The organism is Amycolatopsis sp. NPDC051061, from assembly GCF_040682935.1.
Lineage (GTDB): Bacteria > Actinomycetota > Actinomycetes > Mycobacteriales > Pseudonocardiaceae > Amycolatopsis.
In genome coordinates, this window is record NZ_JBFBBZ010000012.1 from 139,598 (window position 1) to 155,412 (window position 15,815).

15 protein-coding genes are annotated in these 15,815 nt (G+C 69.0%); 8 read left to right on the forward strand and 7 right to left on the reverse strand.

All coding sequences use genetic code 11. The features are described 5' to 3' along the window. Nucleotides 1–83: 83 nt before the first annotated feature. A complete protein-coding gene (locus AB0N03_RS18495) occupies nucleotides 84–1,355 on the reverse strand; it encodes a primosomal protein (RefSeq protein ID WP_364372683.1) in 1,272 nt (423 codons plus the stop codon). Nucleotides 1,356–1,504: 149 nt separating this feature from the next. On the opposite strand from AB0N03_RS18495, the gene AB0N03_RS18500 reads away from it, so the two are divergent. Continuing rightward, the gene (locus tag AB0N03_RS18500; RefSeq protein ID WP_364372686.1) at nucleotides 1,505–4,009 is read left to right on the forward strand and encodes a DUF3516 domain-containing protein; all 2,505 of its coding nucleotides are present in this window, start codon (nucleotides 1,505–1,507) and stop codon (nucleotides 4,007–4,009) included. 106 nt (nucleotides 4,010–4,115) lie between these two features. Here AB0N03_RS18500 and AB0N03_RS18505 read toward each other — a convergent pair whose 3' ends face one another. Then, the gene (locus tag AB0N03_RS18505; RefSeq protein WP_364372689.1) at nucleotides 4,116–4,724 is read right to left on the reverse strand and encodes an NAD(P)-binding domain-containing protein; all 609 of its coding nucleotides are present in this window, start codon (nucleotides 4,722–4,724) and stop codon (nucleotides 4,116–4,118) included. 67 nt (nucleotides 4,725–4,791) lie between these two features. Here AB0N03_RS18505 and AB0N03_RS18510 point away from each other — a divergent pair, with 67 nt between their 5' ends. Then, a complete protein-coding gene (locus AB0N03_RS18510) occupies nucleotides 4,792–5,115 on the forward strand; it encodes a helix-turn-helix domain-containing protein (RefSeq protein ID WP_364372692.1) in 324 nt (107 codons plus the stop codon). Here the strand turns inward: AB0N03_RS18510 and AB0N03_RS18515 are convergent. Both AB0N03_RS18515 and AB0N03_RS18520 read right to left on the reverse strand, forming a co-directional pair. Next, complete coding sequence (locus AB0N03_RS18515; RefSeq protein ID WP_364372695.1) at nucleotides 5,006–5,656, reverse strand: hypothetical protein; 651 nt, start codon at nucleotides 5,654–5,656, stop codon at nucleotides 5,006–5,008. The genes AB0N03_RS18510 and AB0N03_RS18515 overlap by 110 nt on opposite strands. 235 nt (nucleotides 5,657–5,891) lie before the next feature. Then, entirely contained in the window at nucleotides 5,892–6,872 is a 981-nt protein-coding gene (locus AB0N03_RS18520) for a sugar-binding domain-containing protein (protein ID WP_364372698.1), read from the reverse strand. A gap of 128 nt (nucleotides 6,873–7,000) precedes the next feature. Between AB0N03_RS18520 and AB0N03_RS18525 the strand changes: the two genes are divergently transcribed. From AB0N03_RS18525 to ugpC, 5 genes are read left to right on the forward strand one after another with little or no spacing between them, the layout of a single operon-like run. Continuing rightward, nucleotides 7,001–8,005: a zinc-dependent alcohol dehydrogenase family protein gene (locus AB0N03_RS18525; protein WP_364372701.1), complete on the forward strand. Its 1,005-nt coding sequence runs from the start codon at nucleotides 7,001–7,003 to the stop codon at nucleotides 8,003–8,005. Beyond that, complete coding sequence (locus AB0N03_RS18530; protein WP_364372704.1) at nucleotides 7,998–9,332, forward strand: sugar ABC transporter substrate-binding protein; 1,335 nt, start codon at nucleotides 7,998–8,000, stop codon at nucleotides 9,330–9,332. The genes AB0N03_RS18525 and AB0N03_RS18530 overlap by 8 nt, the downstream gene beginning before the upstream one ends. After that, a complete protein-coding gene (locus AB0N03_RS18535) occupies nucleotides 9,332–10,264 on the forward strand; it encodes a sugar ABC transporter permease (RefSeq protein WP_364372707.1) in 933 nt (310 codons plus the stop codon). Before AB0N03_RS18530 ends, AB0N03_RS18535 begins: the two co-directional genes overlap by 1 nt. Next, on the forward strand, nucleotides 10,261–11,133 hold the full coding sequence (locus tag AB0N03_RS18540) for a carbohydrate ABC transporter permease (RefSeq protein ID WP_364372710.1): 873 nt from the start codon (nucleotides 10,261–10,263) through the stop codon (nucleotides 11,131–11,133). Before AB0N03_RS18535 ends, AB0N03_RS18540 begins: the two co-directional genes overlap by 4 nt. A 2-nt stretch (nucleotides 11,134–11,135) precedes the next feature. After that, on the forward strand, nucleotides 11,136–12,209 hold the full coding sequence (ugpC, locus tag AB0N03_RS18545; protein ID WP_364372713.1) for a sn-glycerol-3-phosphate ABC transporter ATP-binding protein UgpC: 1,074 nt from the start codon (nucleotides 11,136–11,138) through the stop codon (nucleotides 12,207–12,209). A gap of 59 nt (nucleotides 12,210–12,268) precedes the next feature. On the opposite strand, the gene AB0N03_RS18550 is transcribed toward ugpC, so the two are convergent. From AB0N03_RS18550 to AB0N03_RS18560, 3 genes are read right to left on the reverse strand one after another with little or no spacing between them, the layout of a single operon-like run. After that, nucleotides 12,269–12,463, reverse strand: coding sequence for a ferredoxin (locus tag AB0N03_RS18550; protein ID WP_086858280.1), 195 nt, complete (start codon nucleotides 12,461–12,463; stop codon nucleotides 12,269–12,271). 37 nt (nucleotides 12,464–12,500) lie between these two features. Next, a complete protein-coding gene (locus AB0N03_RS18555) occupies nucleotides 12,501–13,700 on the reverse strand; it encodes a cytochrome P450 (RefSeq protein ID WP_364372716.1) in 1,200 nt (399 codons plus the stop codon). A gap of 14 nt (nucleotides 13,701–13,714) precedes the next feature. After that, on the reverse strand, nucleotides 13,715–14,938 hold the full coding sequence (locus tag AB0N03_RS18560) for a cytochrome P450 (RefSeq protein WP_364372719.1): 1,224 nt from the start codon (nucleotides 14,936–14,938) through the stop codon (nucleotides 13,715–13,717). 179 nt (nucleotides 14,939–15,117) lie between these two features. On the opposite strand from AB0N03_RS18560, the gene AB0N03_RS18565 reads away from it, so the two are divergent. Beyond that, nucleotides 15,118–15,768, forward strand: a complete 651-nt coding sequence (locus AB0N03_RS18565; RefSeq protein WP_364372721.1) for a helix-turn-helix domain-containing protein — start codon at nucleotides 15,118–15,120, stop codon at nucleotides 15,766–15,768. The last annotated feature ends 47 nt before the right edge of the window (nucleotides 15,769–15,815 follow it).

Below are 15,815 nucleotides of genomic sequence, written 5' to 3' on the forward strand. Positions count from 1 at the left end.
GTCCCCCGGCCCCAGCCCCAGCCCCGGACACGGCGAAGGCCGCCTCCCCAACCACGGGAAGCGGCCTTCGCCGAACCAAAAGATCAAGCGACCGTCAGGCGGTTCTCGAACCCCTCGACGAGCTTCCGCCAAGCGCTCTGCTCCGCGTCGAACGGCGCCGACGGCTCGAGGCGCGTCGGGTCCGGGCGCAGCACGAACGACACCAGCCAGCCCAGGCTTTCGTTGCCCGCCAGCGCCGTCTCGGCCGAGTCGTCGCCCGCCCAGTCCGCCGCGTCCGTGATCAGCTCGACCGCCAGCTCCAGCTGCGTCGGGTCGATCGCCTCCGGGCCCTCCGCGATGTCCGCGTCGATGCCCGTCAGGACGTACGTGTTCTCGGGGTCGACCTCGACCTCGAGCTCGCCCGCCGTCGCCTTCGCCAGGACCTCGTCCCACGTGGACACGTCCGCGAGGTCCGTGTCGGCCAGGTCCTTGCCGTCGGCCAGCGCGCGGGCCAGTGCCTTCTCCGACGTGAACACGTCGATCTCGCCCTCGCTGCCAAGGAACACCGGCGCGTCGTCGAGGTAGCAGCGCAGGGTGTAGTACTCCGCGCCGGACGTGATGATCTTGATCGGGTCGATGCCGACCTCGGCCCAGAACCCGACCGGGCCCTCGTCCTCGTCTTCATCGGAGTCTTCATCCGAATCGGAGTCGAGAGAGTCGATGGCTTCGAGGTCCTCTTCGCCCTCGGCGCCGGCTTCGGCCTCGGCGGACTCCTCGTGGAACGCGGCCAGCTCCTCGGCCGTCTGCTCCAGCACCTTCTCGTCGACGTCCGGCGCGGTCACCAGGCCGTCGATCGCGTCGAGCACGGTGTCCCACTTCTGCGACACCGTCTCGGACAGGTCGTTCCAGACCTGGACGCCGACGCTCCCGGTGAACGGGAGGGTGCCCTGGTCGAGCAGCGAGAAGCCCTCGGTCGAGTCGAGGATCTCGTGCACCTCTTCGAGGTCGCACACGTCGGCGAGCGAGCGCACGATGCCGACGATCTCGGCCAGCTCCGCGATGTGCCAGATGTCCGGCTCTTCGGCGACGAGCTCCGGCACGCCGACGAGGTCGTAGGTGTGGTCCTCGTCCGGGATCAGCTCGGGCACGTTCAGCGACGGCACGGCGTCCCAGGCCGGGTGGTCGAGCAGGTCGTGGCGCTCGGACGTGCGGACGAAGGCGGCCAGGTGCGCGGCGTCCGGGAAGGCGTACAGGTCGTCCTCGTCGCCGAGGAACGCTTCCCACTCCTCGCCGTCTTCCCGCCAGCGCGGGGCCCACAGGGTGACGACGTCGCCCTGCGGCAGCCCGAGTTCGATCGGGATGATGTCCTGTGCCATTCCTAAGCCCTCCGGATTACCGCCCGTGTGCGCGCGAGACCGAATGTATCCCGGTCGATGCGCGGTACCGCGAAGCCTACGGGTTTACCACGCGCGACGCGATTGCCCCTGCCGACTTTGCGACGAGCGGATGGCACGATGGACACCTGATGACTCTCACAGACCTCCTGCCTGCGGATCCCGACCCCGACGCCCTCTTCGAAGCGTTCACGACCTGGACGGCCGATCGGGGCATCGAGCTGTACCCGGCGCAGGAGGAGGCGGTGATGGAGGTCGTCTCCGGATCGAACGTCATCCTCTCGACGCCGACCGGCTCCGGGAAGAGCCTCGTCGCCGTCGGCGCGCACTTCACCGCGCTCGCCCAAGGCCGCCGCAGCTACTACACCGCGCCCATCAAAGCCCTCGTGTCGGAGAAGTTCTTCCAGCTCATCGAGATCTTCGGCGCCGACAACGTCGGGATGATGACCGGCGACTCCAGCGTCAACCCGGACGCGCCGATCATCTGCTGCACGGCCGAAATCCTGGCGAACATCGCGTTGAGGTTCGGTGCGGACGCCCCGGTCGGCCAGGTCGTCGCCGACGAGTTCCACTTCTACTCCGAGCCCGACCGCGGCTGGGCGTGGCAGGTGCCGATCCTCGAGCTGCGAGGAGCCCAGTTCATCCTGATGTCGGCGACCCTGGGCGACGTGTCCTTCTTCGAGAAGGACCTCACCCGCCGCACCGGCAAGCCGACGGCCGTCGTCACGTCGGTGCAGCGCCCGGTGCCGCTGACCTTCCGGTACGCGCTCACGCCGTTGCACGAGACCATGTCCGAGCTGCTCAACGGCGGCCAGGCGCCGGTCTACGTCGTGCACTTCTCGCAGGCCGCGGCCATCGAACGCGCCCAGACGCTGATGAGCATCAACGTCACGACCAAGGCCGAGAAGGAGGCCATCGCCGACCTGCTCGGCGACTTCCGCTTCGCCGCCGGGTTCGGCAAGACGCTCTCGCGGCTGGTCCGCCACGGCATCGGCGTCCACCACGCCGGCATGCTGCCGAAGTACCGCCGATTGGTCGAGACCTTGGCGCAGTCCGGGCTGCTCAAGGTGATCTGCGGGACCGACACCCTCGGCGTCGGCATCAACGTGCCGATCAGGACAGTGGTCTTCTCCGCGCTGACCAAGTACGACGGCGTCCGCCAGCGCCACCTGAAGGCGCGCGAGTTCCACCAGATCGCCGGCCGGGCCGGACGCGCGGGCTACGACACCGACGGCTACGTCGTCGTGCAGGCGCCCGACCACGTCGTCGAGAACGCCAAGGCCCTCGAAAAGGCGGGCGACGACCCGAAGAAGAAAAAGAAGATCGTCCGGAAGAAGGCGCCGGAGGGCTTCGTCAACTGGACCGAGAGCACGTTCGACCGGCTCATCGCGGCCGAGCCCGAGCCGCTGACGTCCAGCTTCAAGGTGACGCACTCGATGCTGCTCAACGTGATCTCGCGCCCGGGCAACGCGTTCGACTCGATGCGGCACCTCCTCGAGGACAACCACGAGGACCGCGCGTCGCAGCGCAAGCTCATCCTGCGCGCCATCGCGATCTATCGCGCGCTGCTCGCCGCCGGCGTCGTCGAACGACTGTCCGAACCGGACGAGCAGGGCCGGATCATCCGGCTCACCGTCGACCTGCAGTTCGACTTCGCGCTCAACCAGCCGCTTTCACCGTTCGCGCTGGCCGCGATCGACCTGTTCGACCTGGAGTCGCCGAGCTACCCGCTCGACGTCGTGTCCACGGTGGAGTCCACGGTGGACAACCCGCGGCCGGTGCTGTCCCAGCAGCAGTTCAAGGCGCGCGGCGAGGCCGTCAACGCCATGAAGGCCGAGGGCATCGAGTACGACGAGCGGATGGAGCTGCTCGAGAACGTCTCGTACCCGAAGCCGCTGGAGGAGCTGCTGCAGGGCGCGTTCCACAGCTACCGGCAGGGCCACCCGTGGGTCGACGACTACGAGCTTTCGCCGAAGTCCGTCGTGCGCGACATGTACGAGCGCGCGATGAACTTCGTCGAGTACATCGGGTTCTACCAGCTCGCCCGCTCCGAAGGCCTGGTCCTGCGCTACCTCACGGACGTCTACGACTCGTTGCGCCACACGGTGCCGGACGAGGCGAAGACCGAGCCGCTGCAGGACCTCATCGAGTGGCTCGGCGAGCTCGTCCGGCAGGTCGACTCGAGTCTCCTGGACGAGTGGGAAGCGCTGCGCCACCCGGACGAAGAAGGGCCGGTGTCGCACCGGCCGCCGGAGCTGCCGCCGGCCGTCACGCGCAACGAGCGCGCGTTCCGCGTCCTGGTGCGCAACGAGCTGTTCCGCCGGGTCGAGCTGTTCGGGCGCCGGGCGTGGAACGTGCTCGGCGAGCTCGACGCGGCGTCCGGCTGGGACGCCGACGCGTGGGAAGACGCGATCGAGGACTACTTCGAGGAGTACGACGCGCTCGGCACCGGCCCGGACGCGCGCGGCCCGGCGCTGATCATGATCGAGCAGCTGCCGGACGTCTGGAAGGTCCGCCAGATCTTCGACGACCCGGCGGGCGACCACGACTGGGGCATCAGCGCGGAGGTCGACCTGGCGGCGTCCGACGAGGCCGGCGTGGCCGTGGTGCGGGTGACCGAGGTGGGCGCGCACTAGCCGTTCCCTTTCCTGACTGCGGGCCCGGGAGCCGCTTTCCGCGCGTTGGGTTCGTACGCCGCTTCCGACATCCGGACCGTCCTCGCGGGACTGCCGGCGTGGCCGGTCACCGAGCGGGCGCGCCGGGTGCCGGGGTGCCCGTGGGCGCGAGGATCGCCTGAGCGTCTTCGCCGGCGAACCACAGGCCGATGACGAACGCCGCTGTCGCTTCCAGCAGTGCGGCGCGGTCCAGGCCGCCTCCGTGCACCGGCTTGCCGCCGGCGTCCCGGACCAGCGTGCGCACCGCTTCCAGCGCCGCCGGATCGTCGCCGCACAGGGGGACCGACAGCGGGCGGCCGTCCCACGCCGGGGGCGTCATCCGCCAGATGTCCACGTGGGCCAGGTTGAACGCCTTGACCACGTGGGCTTCGGTGGCGATCCGCGACGCCACCGGGGTGCCGCTCAGGTCCGGGTGGTTGGTGCAGTCCACCAGGACCTTCCCGGCGAGCGGGCCCGCCTCCGCCAGGACCTCGCCGACCGCTGCGGCGGGGATCGCCAGGAGCAGCACGTCGGCGAAGGCCGCCGTCTCGGGCCACGATCCGACGGCGGCGCCGAGCTGTGCGGCCAGGGTGCCGGGGTCGGAACGGCCGCTCACCATCAGCTCGTGTCCCGCGCGCGCCCAGTGCGTGCCGAGTGCGTCCGCCATCCCGCCCGTGCCGAAGATCCCGATCCGCATGTGTCCTCCTTGTGCTTGGCTGTACGTGCTCGACGGTAGGAACCCGGGAAGGAACCGAACGGTAACCATGGACTTCCTCGCCGACTGCCGGACGCGGCTCGCGTTCGACCTGGTCGCCAACACCTGGAACCCGGTGGTGGTCTGGGCGCTGCGCCACGGGCCGCGAAGGCACGCCGACCTCCGGCGCACGATCGGCGGGATCAGCGCGAAGGTGCTCACGGAAACTCTGCGGCGCCTGGAGTTCGACGGTCTCGTCGAGCGCCGCGAAGGCGCTTACGCGCTTACGGCGTTGGGTTCAAGCTTCCTGGAGCCGATCGAGGGTTTCGGGCGGTGGGCCGCGGAGCACGGCGACGACGTCGTCGCCGCTCAAGACCGAGCACGATCAGCGTGACCAGCGACAACGCCGGCAGCGGGTAGCCGGCGAGGATCCCGGCGACGACGTCGAACACCGGCGCGCCGACCCCCGCGACGAACACCCAGGTCGGCGCGGTCGGCGGCTTCGCGGCCGCGGACCACGGCGTCTTCTTCCACGGCTTCGCGATCGAAAGCCACGCCTGGAACGACAGCGCGCTCGCCATCAGCGACGCCCCGGCGATCTGCGCCCAGGCGACGGTGCCGGTCTCCGCGGAGTCGCGCAGCGCGGGGGAGAGCAGGAAGATCCCGGCGTAGAGCTGGATCAGCGTCAGCGCGAACTTCGTCAGCACCCACCAGTGCCGGAAGTAGCCCCACGCCGTCGCGCCGGCGAGCACCAGGCCGGTGAACGCGGAGACGTTCGCCATCGGGGCGAGCAGGACGGAGTCGAGCCGGTCGGCCATCGAGGGCGCGGCCGTCGACATCAGCACGACGAGGGCGAGGGCCTGGCTCATCCAGGCGACGGACGAAACGACGTGCAGCCAGACGACGGTCTGGCGCCAGCGAGGGGAAGTCTTCACGCGGTCCAGGCTCGCCGAGCGGGCACGAGAGCACATCGGGCGCGACCCGGGTTTCGTCCCGGAGCCGGGGTGGTGCGGACTGCACCCGGCGGAGTAGGGCACCGGACGAGTCGTACCGCCGGGGGAGTACGGCGGGAACCCGGAACTCGCGTGATCAGCGGCGGAACTCGCGTGATTGAAGCCGGAACTCGCGTGATTGGGAGGGCATCTCGCGTGATTGAAGGGGCGACACGGCTCAGCGCGGTGGGTTCTTGGCGGCCAGGGCGAGGAGCGGGACTGCTGCCGCGGCGTCCGTGATCAGTGTCGAGACCATGCCGGACCGCAGGACCGCGTCCACCGCCGACGCTTTCGGCTTGCTGTAACCCAAGGCGATCACCTCCGGCACCGCCATCAGCTCCTCGTGACTGATCGCCAGCACGTGGTGCGCCAGCCCGGTCGACAAAGCGTTTCCCGAAGCGTCGAACAACCGCGCCGCGACCTCCGCCGTCGCGCCGCGGGCCGCGATCGCCGCTCGCTCGGCCTCGTCCAGCGCGTCGTACACCGTCGACTCGCCCGGCTGCCACGAGCCGATGCTGACGACCGCCTTGGTCAAATGACGGAACTGCCCGAACGTCTCCGCGATGCCCGGCTGGCGCCGCAGCGTCTCCGTGGTCCGGCGGTCCGGCAGCACCAGCGGGCCGAAGATCGGGTACGCGTCGCCGCCGGACACCGCCGTCACGCGGCTGACCGTCTCCACCGACCGGCCGCGCATGTCCATCCCCGCCTGCACCCCGCAGAGCTGGACGATCGGGCACCGCGGGAGCGTCCGGATCGCCTCGGTCATCGCGTTCACCGACCGCGCCCACGACAACCCGATGACGTCCGACGGGGTCGCGATCTCCTCCAGCAGCCGCGCCGAAAGCGTCCCGATCTTGGCCCGGACGACCTCTCTCGGCTCGCGCTCGGTTGAGCGTTCGAGCACCAAGGCCCGCTTCAGGCCGTACGCCGAACGGACCTCGTCCGACAGGGCCAGGTCCACCGGCGCCGGCAGCGCGAACTCCACTCTGACCAGGCCGGACTCCATGGCCGTGTCGAGCATCCGGGCCACCTTGAACCGGCTGACGCCGAACTCGTCGGCGATCTCCAGCTTGGAGCGTCCCTGCACGTAGAAGCGCCGGGCGATGGTGGCCAGCAGGATCGCTTCGGTCAGCGACGGCTGCTTCTTGGAGGCGCTCATATGAGCACTATAGTCCGAAATCTGCCTGAAAGGTTGACGTAACACCGAGGTCAGTCCTGTAATGCCTTCACATGTTCTCGACGCCATAGGTCAACGCTGCTCATATGAGCGCGAGGAAGGGGCAAGGCATGCGTGCCGCCATCGTCGACCGGCCCGGTGAGATCAGGGTCGGCGAGGTGCCCGATCCGAAACCCGGAGAACGCCAGGTCGTCGTCAAGGTCGGAGCGTGCGGGATCTGCGGGACCGACCTGCACATCGCCGACGGGCACTTCCCGCCCACGCCGTATCCCATCGTCCCCGGGCACGAGTTCGCCGGGGAGATCGTCGAGCTCGGCGCGGACGTGCCGGGCGAATGGAAGGTCGGCGACCGCGTCGCGGTCGACCCGTCGCTGTTCTGCGGCTACTGCGGCCCGTGCCGCGCCGGCCACGGCAACCTCTGCGCGAACTGGGGCGCCACCGGCGACACGGTCAACGGCGCTTTCGCCGAGTACGTCGCCGTCCCGTCGTCCACCTGCTACCGCATGCCCGACGCGATGACCTGGGAACAGGGCGCGCTGGTCGAGCCCGTCTCCTGTGCGGTGCACGGCGTGCGCCGCGTCGGCGTCGAAGCCGGAGAGCGCTTCCTCGTGGTCGGCGCCGGCACCATGGGCCTGATCATGCAGCAGCTGCTGCAGCGCTCCGGCGCGGAGGTCACGGTGGTCGACCGCAACGCGGCCCGGCTGCCGCGGGCCACGAGCCTCGGCGCCGTCGCCACCGCGACCGACGTCGGCGAGCTGAACGGCGAGAAGTTCGACGTCGCCGTCGACGCCACCGGCGCCGCCCCCGCCATCGAAGCCGCGTTCGACTCGATCCGCCGCGGCGGCCGGCTGCTCGTCTTCGGCGTCGCACCGGCCGAGGCCCGCGTCGCGCTTTCGCCGTTCCGCATCTACAACGACGAGATCACCATCGTCGGCTCGATGGCCGTGCTGCACAGCTTCGGCACCGCGCTCGACCTCGTCGCGTCCGGTGCGATCGACACCGATTCGCTGCTCACGGACCGGCTTCCGCTGGAGCAGTACCCCGAGGCGCTCGCCAAGATGCGCAGCGGCTCGGGCCTCAAGGTGCAGGTACTCCCGGGAGGCGGCCGTGCGTAAGCTCCTCACCCTCTTCGCCGCGACGTCCCTGCTGGTCACCGGCTGTGCCGGGGCCGGCTCGGTCGGCACCGGCGGGAGCACGCTCGTCATCGCGATCGTGTCCAACCCGCAGATGAAGGACGCGATCTCCCTCGCCCCGGAGTTCGAGAAGGCCACGGGCATCAACCTGAAGTTCGTCTCGCTCCCGGAAAACCAGGCCCGCGCCAAGATCACCGCGTCGACCGCCACCGAGGGCGGCGAGTTCGACGTCGTCATGATCAGCAACTACGAGGCCCCGCAATGGGCGGCCAACGGCTGGCTCGAGAACCTCGAGCCGCACATGGCGGCCACCCCGGGCTACGACGAAGGCGACTTCATCCCCAGCATCAAGCAGTCGCTGTCGTACCAGAACCAGATGTACGCGGTGCCGTTCTACGGCGAGTCGTCGTTCCTGGCCTACCGCAAGGACCTCTTCGACAAGGCCGGGATCACCATGCCGGCCAAGCCGACCTGGCAGCAGATCGCCGACTACGCCGCGAAGCTCGACGACAAGGCCAACGGCGTCGCCGGGATCTGCCTGCGCGGCAAGCCGGGCTGGGGCGAGAGCCTCGCGCCGTTCACCACGGTGGCCAACACCTTCGGCGCGCAGTGGTTCGACAAGGACTGGAACGCCAAGCTGACGTCGCCGGAGTTCAAGGAAGCCGCGAACTTCTACGTCAACCTGATCCGCGAGCACGGCGAGGTCGGCGCCTCCAGCGCCGGGTTCTCCGAGTGCGGCACGCGCTACACGCAGGGCAACGCGGCGATGTGGTACGACGCGACGGTCATGGCGGGCACCAACGAGGACCCGTCGAGCAGCAAGATCGTCGGCAAGTCCGGGTATGCGCCCGCGCCGGTCGTCAAGACGCAGGCGAGCGGCTGGCTCTACACCTGGGCGCTCGGCATCCCGAAGGTCGCCAAGGACAAGGACGCGGCCTGGAAGTTCATGGCCTGGATGACCGACAAGGCGTACGTCCAGAAGGTCGGCGCGACCTACGGCTGGAACCGCGTCCCACCGGGCGTGCGTCAGTCCACTTACGACATTCCCGACTACGCCAAGGCCGCGCAGGCCTACGCGAAGCCCACTTTGGACGGCATCGCGGACGCGAACCAGCAGAAGGCCATGGCGAACCCGGTGCCCTACCCCGGCATCCAGTTCGTCGGCATCCCCGAGTTCCAGGACCTGGGTACCCGGGTGAGTCAGCAGCTGTCGGCGGCCATCGCCGGCCGCGAGTCGGTCGACGACGCCCTCAAGCAGTCCCAGGACTACGCCCAGACGGTGGGCGACTCCTACAAGGCGGTGCAGTGATGTCCACGCTCTCCGTAGACACGCCCAAGTCCCACACGCACGCGAAGGCCGAGGAAAAGAAAGGCCTGAGCACCGCGGCCAAGCGGCGGCTGCCGCTGCTGCCCGCGCTGATCTTCGTCATCGCGGTGACGCAGCTGCCGTTCCTGCTCACCGTGTTCTACTCGTTCCAGTCGTGGAACCTGGTCCGGCCGGGTTCACGGCACTTCGTCGGCCTCGACAACTACATCGACGTCTTCAGTGACACGACGTTCCTGGTCGCGCTGCTGAACACGGTGCTGCTGACCGTGGTGTGCGTGCTGGTCGCGCTGCTGCTCGGTCTCGGCCTGGCGATCCTGCTCGACCGGAAGTTCTTCGGCCGCGGTGTCGTCCGGACGCTGCTGATCACGCCGTTCCTCATCCTGCCGGCGGCCGGCGCGCTGCTGTGGAAGACGACGGTGTTCGACCCGACGTACGGGTTGCTGCACTTCGTCTTCGGCACCGACACCGACTGGCTTTCGGAGTTCCCGCTGGCGTCGGTGATGGCGCAGATCGTGTGGCAGTGGACGCCGTTCATGATGCTGCTCATCCTGGCCGGCCTGCAGAGCCAGTCCAAAGAGGTCCTCGAGGCGGCCTCCGTGGACGGTGCGAGCCGGTGGCGGACGTTCGCGTCGATCACGCTGCCGCACCTGTCCCGGTTCCTGCAGCTGGCGACGCTGCTGGGCGCGATCTACATCGTGAACAGCTTCGACGCGATCTTCCTGATGACCCAGGGCGGGCCGGGTGTGGCCAGCACCAACCTGCCGTACTACATCTACCAGCGCGCGTTCGAAGGCTTCGACGTCGGCCAGTCGTCGGCGATGGGCGTGATCGTCGTGATCCTGACGATGATCGTCGCGACCTTCGCGCTGCGCCTCATGTTCCGCACCTTCTCGGTCGACGGAGGGATCAAATGACCACCCTCGAGACCCGCCCGTCGGCGGCCACCACCGCCCCGCCGGCACGCAAGCCGAAGCGCAAGACCGGCCCCGGCGTGCTCACCGCCGTCACCTGGATCATCGCGATCCTGTTCGTCTTCCCGCTGCTGTGGATGATCCTCACGGCGTTCAAGCAGGAGGCCGACGCCTACACCGACCCGCCGAAGCTGTTCTTCAGCCCGACGTTCGACCAGATCGCGAACGTGCTGAAGGGCGGGTTCCTGCCCTACGTGTCGAACTCCGCGTTCGTGACGGTGCTTTCGACGCTGCTGGTGCTGCTGCTCGGCATCCCGGCGGCGTACGCGCTGTCGCTGGCGCCGGTGAAGAAGACGTCGAACGCGCTCGGCTTCTTCCTCTCGACGAAGATGCTGCCGATCGTCGCGGCGATCATCCCGCTGTACATCATCTCCCAGAACACCGAGTTGCTCGACACGGTGTGGGCGCTGGTCATCCTCTACACGTCGATGAACCTGCCGCTGGCCATCTGGATGATGCGGTCGTTCTTCCTGGAAGTGCCGCACGAGATGATCGAGGCGGGCCGCATCGACGGCGCGAACCTGCCGACGCTGCTGCGCAAGATCATCATGCCGGTGGTCGCGCCCGGAATCGCGGCGACCGCGTTGATCTGCGTCATCTTCTCCTGGACCGAGTTCTTCTACGCGGTCAACCTGACGGCGGCCCGGGCCGGTACCGTGCCGGTGTTCCTCGTCGGGTTCATCACCAGTGAGGGCCTGTACTGGGCCCAGCTTTCCGCCGCCGCGCTGCTGGCTTCGCTGCCGGTGATGATCGTCGGCTGGATCGCGCAGAACCACCTCGTCCGCGGTCTGTCGATGGGAGCGGTGAAGTAGCCATGGCCGGAGTCGTTTACGAAGCTGCGTCGCGGATCTACCCGGGTTCTCCTCCGGTGAAGGCGGTCGACGGGTTCGACCTGGCGGTGCCGGACGGCGAGTTCCTGGTGCTGGTCGGGCCGTCGGGCTCGGGCAAGTCGACGGCGCTGCGGATGCTCGCCGGGCTGGAGGACGTCGACGAAGGCGCCATCCACATCGGCGAGCGCGACGTCACGCACCTGCCGCCGAAGGACCGGGACATCGCGATGGTGTTCCAGTCCTACGCGCTGTACCCGCACATGACGGTGGCCGACAACATGGGCTTCGCGCTGAAGCTGCGCGGACTGTCCAAAGAGGACATCGCGGCCAAGGTCGCCGAAGCGGCGAAGATGCTGGACCTGACGAAGTTCCTCGACCGCAAGCCCAAGGCGCTGTCCGGCGGGCAGCGGCAGCGCGTCGCGATGGGCCGGGCGATCGTGCGCGAGCCCAGCGTGTTCCTGATGGACGAGCCACTGTCCAACTTGGACGCGAAGTTGCGGGTGGAGACCCGCGCGAACATCGCGAAGCTGCAGCAGCGCCTGGGCACGACGACCATCTACGTCACGCACGACCAGGTCGAGGCGATGACGATGGGCGACCGGGTGGCGGTCCTTCGCGATGGAATCCTGCAGCAGTGCGCGTCACCGCGGGAGCTGTACGAGAACCCGACGAACTCGTTCGTGGCCGGCTTCATCGGCTCACCGGCGATGAACCTGGCGACGCTGCCGTTGACCGAGGGTGGCGTCCGGCTGGGCGACGTCGTGCTGCCGCTGCCGCGCTCGGTGCTGACTTCGGCGGGCGACCTGCGTGAAGTCGTGTTCGGCGTCCGCCCGGAGTCGCTGCAGCTGGTGCCCGAGGGCGGCTTCGAGCTGGTGGTGGAGCTGGTCGAGGAACTCGGCGCGGACGCGTACGTGCACGGCAAGGTGGGCGACGACCGCTTCGTCGTCCGCGTCGACGGCCGTACGCCGCCCCGCATGGGCGACAACGTCCGGGTCGGCCTGCGCGGCGAAGGCGAGACGCACGCGTTCAACCCGGAGACCACCCTCCGGCTCTCCTGAAAGAACAGGCCACGGCCACCTCGCGGGAAACCCCTTGCCCGCGAGGTGGCCGTTCCTCGCTACTCCTGCAGCGAGAGGGCCTGGCTGGGGCACACGTGCACCGCTTCGCGGGCCTTCTCGACCAGCTCGCCCTCGGGCGTCTCGTTCAGGACGATGACCGTGCCGTCGTCCTCACTCTGGTCGAACAGCTCGGGCTCCGTCAGCACGCACTGACCGGCGCCGACGCACTTGCCGGTGTCCGCGATGATCTTCATGGTTCTTCTCTCCTGTGGTGGGATGGCAGTTCGTTCTCTACCAGGTCACCGGCAGCCGGTACAGGCCGTAGATGTTCGCGTCGTCCTTGAACGGCAGATCGTCCACCGGAGCGCCCAGCGCCAGCGAAGGCACCCGCCGGAAGAGCGTGTCGAACACGATCTGCAGCTCCATCCGGGCCAGGTTCTGGCCGAGGCACTGGTGCGGGCCGAAGCCGAACGCGACGTGGTGGCGCGCGCCGCGCTCGATGTCCAGCTCGTCGGCGTTCTCGAACGCCCGCGGGTCGCGGTTCGCCGCGTAGCCCAGCGCCAGCACGCCTTCGCCGGCGCGGATCAGCTGCCCGCCGACCTCGACGTCCTCGACGCACAGGCGCGCGGTGGCCGCGTCGACGATCGTCCAGTAGCGCAGCATCTCCTCGACGGCGTCGAGCGTCTTGCCCGGGTCGGCCTTGATCGCCGCGAGCTGCTCCGGGTTGCGCAGGAACGCCACGGTGGACAGCGAGATCATGTTCGCCGTGGTCTCGTGCCCGGCGACGAGCAGCAGGAAGCCGGTCGCGGCCAGCGATTCCCGCCGGTAGGTGCCGTCTTCGCGGAGCTTGACGATCTGCCGGCCGAGCAGGTCGTCCGGCGGGTTCGCCTCCTTCTTCGCGATGAGGTCGGCCATGTAGCCGCGGATGGTGTCGAACGCCGCCCGCCGCTCCTCGGGCGGCGTCGCGCGCTTGATCAGCTTGGCCGTGTGCTCCTGGAAGAAGCCGTGGTCGGCGTAGGGCACGCCGAGCATCTCGCAGATCACCAGCGACGGCACCGGCAGCGACAGCGCCTCGACCAGGTCACCCGGCTTCGGCCCGGCCAGCAGCGCGTCGATCTGCCCGTCCACGATCTCCTGGATCCGCGGCCGCAGCGCCTCCATCCGGCGCACGGTGAACTCGCCGAGCACGGCCTTGCGGGCCGGGCCGTGCTCGGGCGCGTCCATGGTGATCATGGTGCGCTCGTCGCCCTGCCGCCGGAACCCGCCCTTGACCAGCTGCGGGAAGTCCGGGCGCTGCCGGTCGGCGCTGAACCGACGGTCGTTCAGCACGGTCCGGACGTCCTCGTGCCGGGTGACCACCCAGGCCCAGCCGCCGTCGGGCAGCCCCACCTTCGAAACCGGATCCTCTTCGCGGATCTCTTCGTACGCCGCCGGCGGCGCGAACGGGCACGTGCGGGTCATCGGGAATTCGTGCTTCTCGACTGTCGTCATGACTTTCCCCCTTTTCACCAGGTGACGGGCAGGCAGTACAGGCCGAAGATCGACGAGTCGTGCTTGAACGGCAGCTGGTCGACCGGCGCGGCCAGCTTCAGCTCCGGGATGCGGCGGAAGAGCGTGTCGAAGACGATCTGCAGCTCCATGCGGGCCAGGTTCTGGCCGAGGCACTGGTGCGGGCCGAAGCCGAACGCGACGTGGTGGCGCGCGCCGCGCTCCAGGTCGAGCTCGTCGGCGTTCTCGAACGCGGCTTCGTCGCGGTTGCCGGAGTAGCTGAGGCCGAGCACGCCCTCGCCTTCGCGGATCAGCTGGCCGCCGATCTCGACGTCCTCGGTGGCGACGCGCGAGGTCGCGAACTCCGCGATCGTGAAGTACCGCAGCAGCTCCTCGACGGCGTCGAGCGTCTTGCCGGGGTCGTTCTTGATGAGCGCGAGCTGGTCCGGGTTCTCCAGCAGCGCGACGGTGCCGAGCGAGATCATGTTGGCCGTCGTCTCGTGGCCGGCGATGAGCAGCAGGAAGGCCAGGGACACGAGCGAGTCGTGGTCGACGTCGCCGTGCTCCTCGCGCTGCTTGAGGATCTGGCGCCCGAGCAGGTCGTCGGTCGGCTCGGCTTCCTTCTTGGCGACGAGCTGGTCGAGGTACTCCTGCAGCTCGTCGACGGCCTTGATCCGGACTTCCTGCTCGACGTCCCGGTTGAGCAGCGTCGAGCTGCGGACCTGGAAGAAGTCGTGGTCGCCGTAGGGCACGCCGAGCAGCTCGCAGATGACCAGCGACGGCACCGGCAGCGACAGCGCGGTGACGAGGTCGGCGGGCTTCGGGCCGGCCAGGATCGCGTCGATGTGCTCGTCGACGATCTGCTGGATCCGCGGTTCGAGCGCCTTCATCCGCCGGACGGTGAACTCGCCCACGACCTCGCGGCGGGCCGCGCCGTGCTGCGGCGGGTCCATGTTGATCAGCGACGCGGTGAAGTTGGTCCGCCGGACCGGCCGCCCCTGCTTGGTCAGGAACGGGAAGCCGGGGTTGAACCGGTCGGAGCTGAACCGCGGGTCGGTGAGCATCTGCCGGACGTCCTCGAGCCGGGTGATCGCCCACGCCTCCTGGCCGGACTGCAGCGCGACGCGCTGGACAGGCCCCGCTTCGCGCAGCTTCTCGTACGCCGCCGGCGGAGCGAACGGGCAGGTGCGCGCCAGTGGGAAGACTTCGCCCTTCGTGGTGGGATCGGCGACTTCGGTCATATCGGGCCCCCTAAAACGGACTAACAGTATGCGGAGGATTACATTCCGGTTCTAGAACCCAAGGTACCGAAGTGGAGGGAAGTCGTCCACTAGCTAACGGGTGACTCACTTGAGGCCGAGTGTGTGGCCGCCTGACCATGCGAGAATCACCCCGCGCGATCCAGCGAGAGGCGAACGGCATGACGGCAGACCCCGAGACCACCCTGCGGGCGGACGCGCGGCGCAACCGCGACCAGATCCTGGCTGCCGCGAAGACCATCTTCGCCGTCTCCGGTCCCGAAGTGCCGATGGAAGAGATCGCCCGCGCCGCCGGCGTCGGCGTCGGGACGCTGTACCGCCGGTTCCCGGACCGGGACGCGCTGGTCCGCGCGGTCGCGATGGACAACTTCGAGCGGGTGCTGATCGAGGCGAAGGTGATCGCCGCCGAGGAGACGTCGGCGTGGAGCGCGCTGTCGCGGCTGCTGCGCCAGTCGGTGGAGCTGCAGCTGAGCATCCAGCTGGCGATGGTGTCCCACCGGGCGCTCGTCATCCTGAAGAGCGACCCGGAGGTCCGGCGGCTGCGGGACGAGATCCTGGTGGTGGTGGACGAGCTCGTCCGCGGGGCGCAGGCCGAGGGCAGGCTCCGCCGGGACATCGGTGCGGGCGACATCGCGATCCTGTTCGCGACGCTGCTGCGGCAGGTGCGGGCGAAGGTGCCGGAGGTGGCCGAGATGGCGGCGCGCCGCTGCGTCGGGATCATGATCGACGGGCTCAGCGCGCGGCCGGGCACGGAGCTCCCGGGCCGTCCGATCACGTCGGACGATCTGGACCCCGCGGACGACCACAGCTGATTCTTCGGTTTTCGTGTTAGGGTTCCGCCTCGTTCTGCCGAATTCGG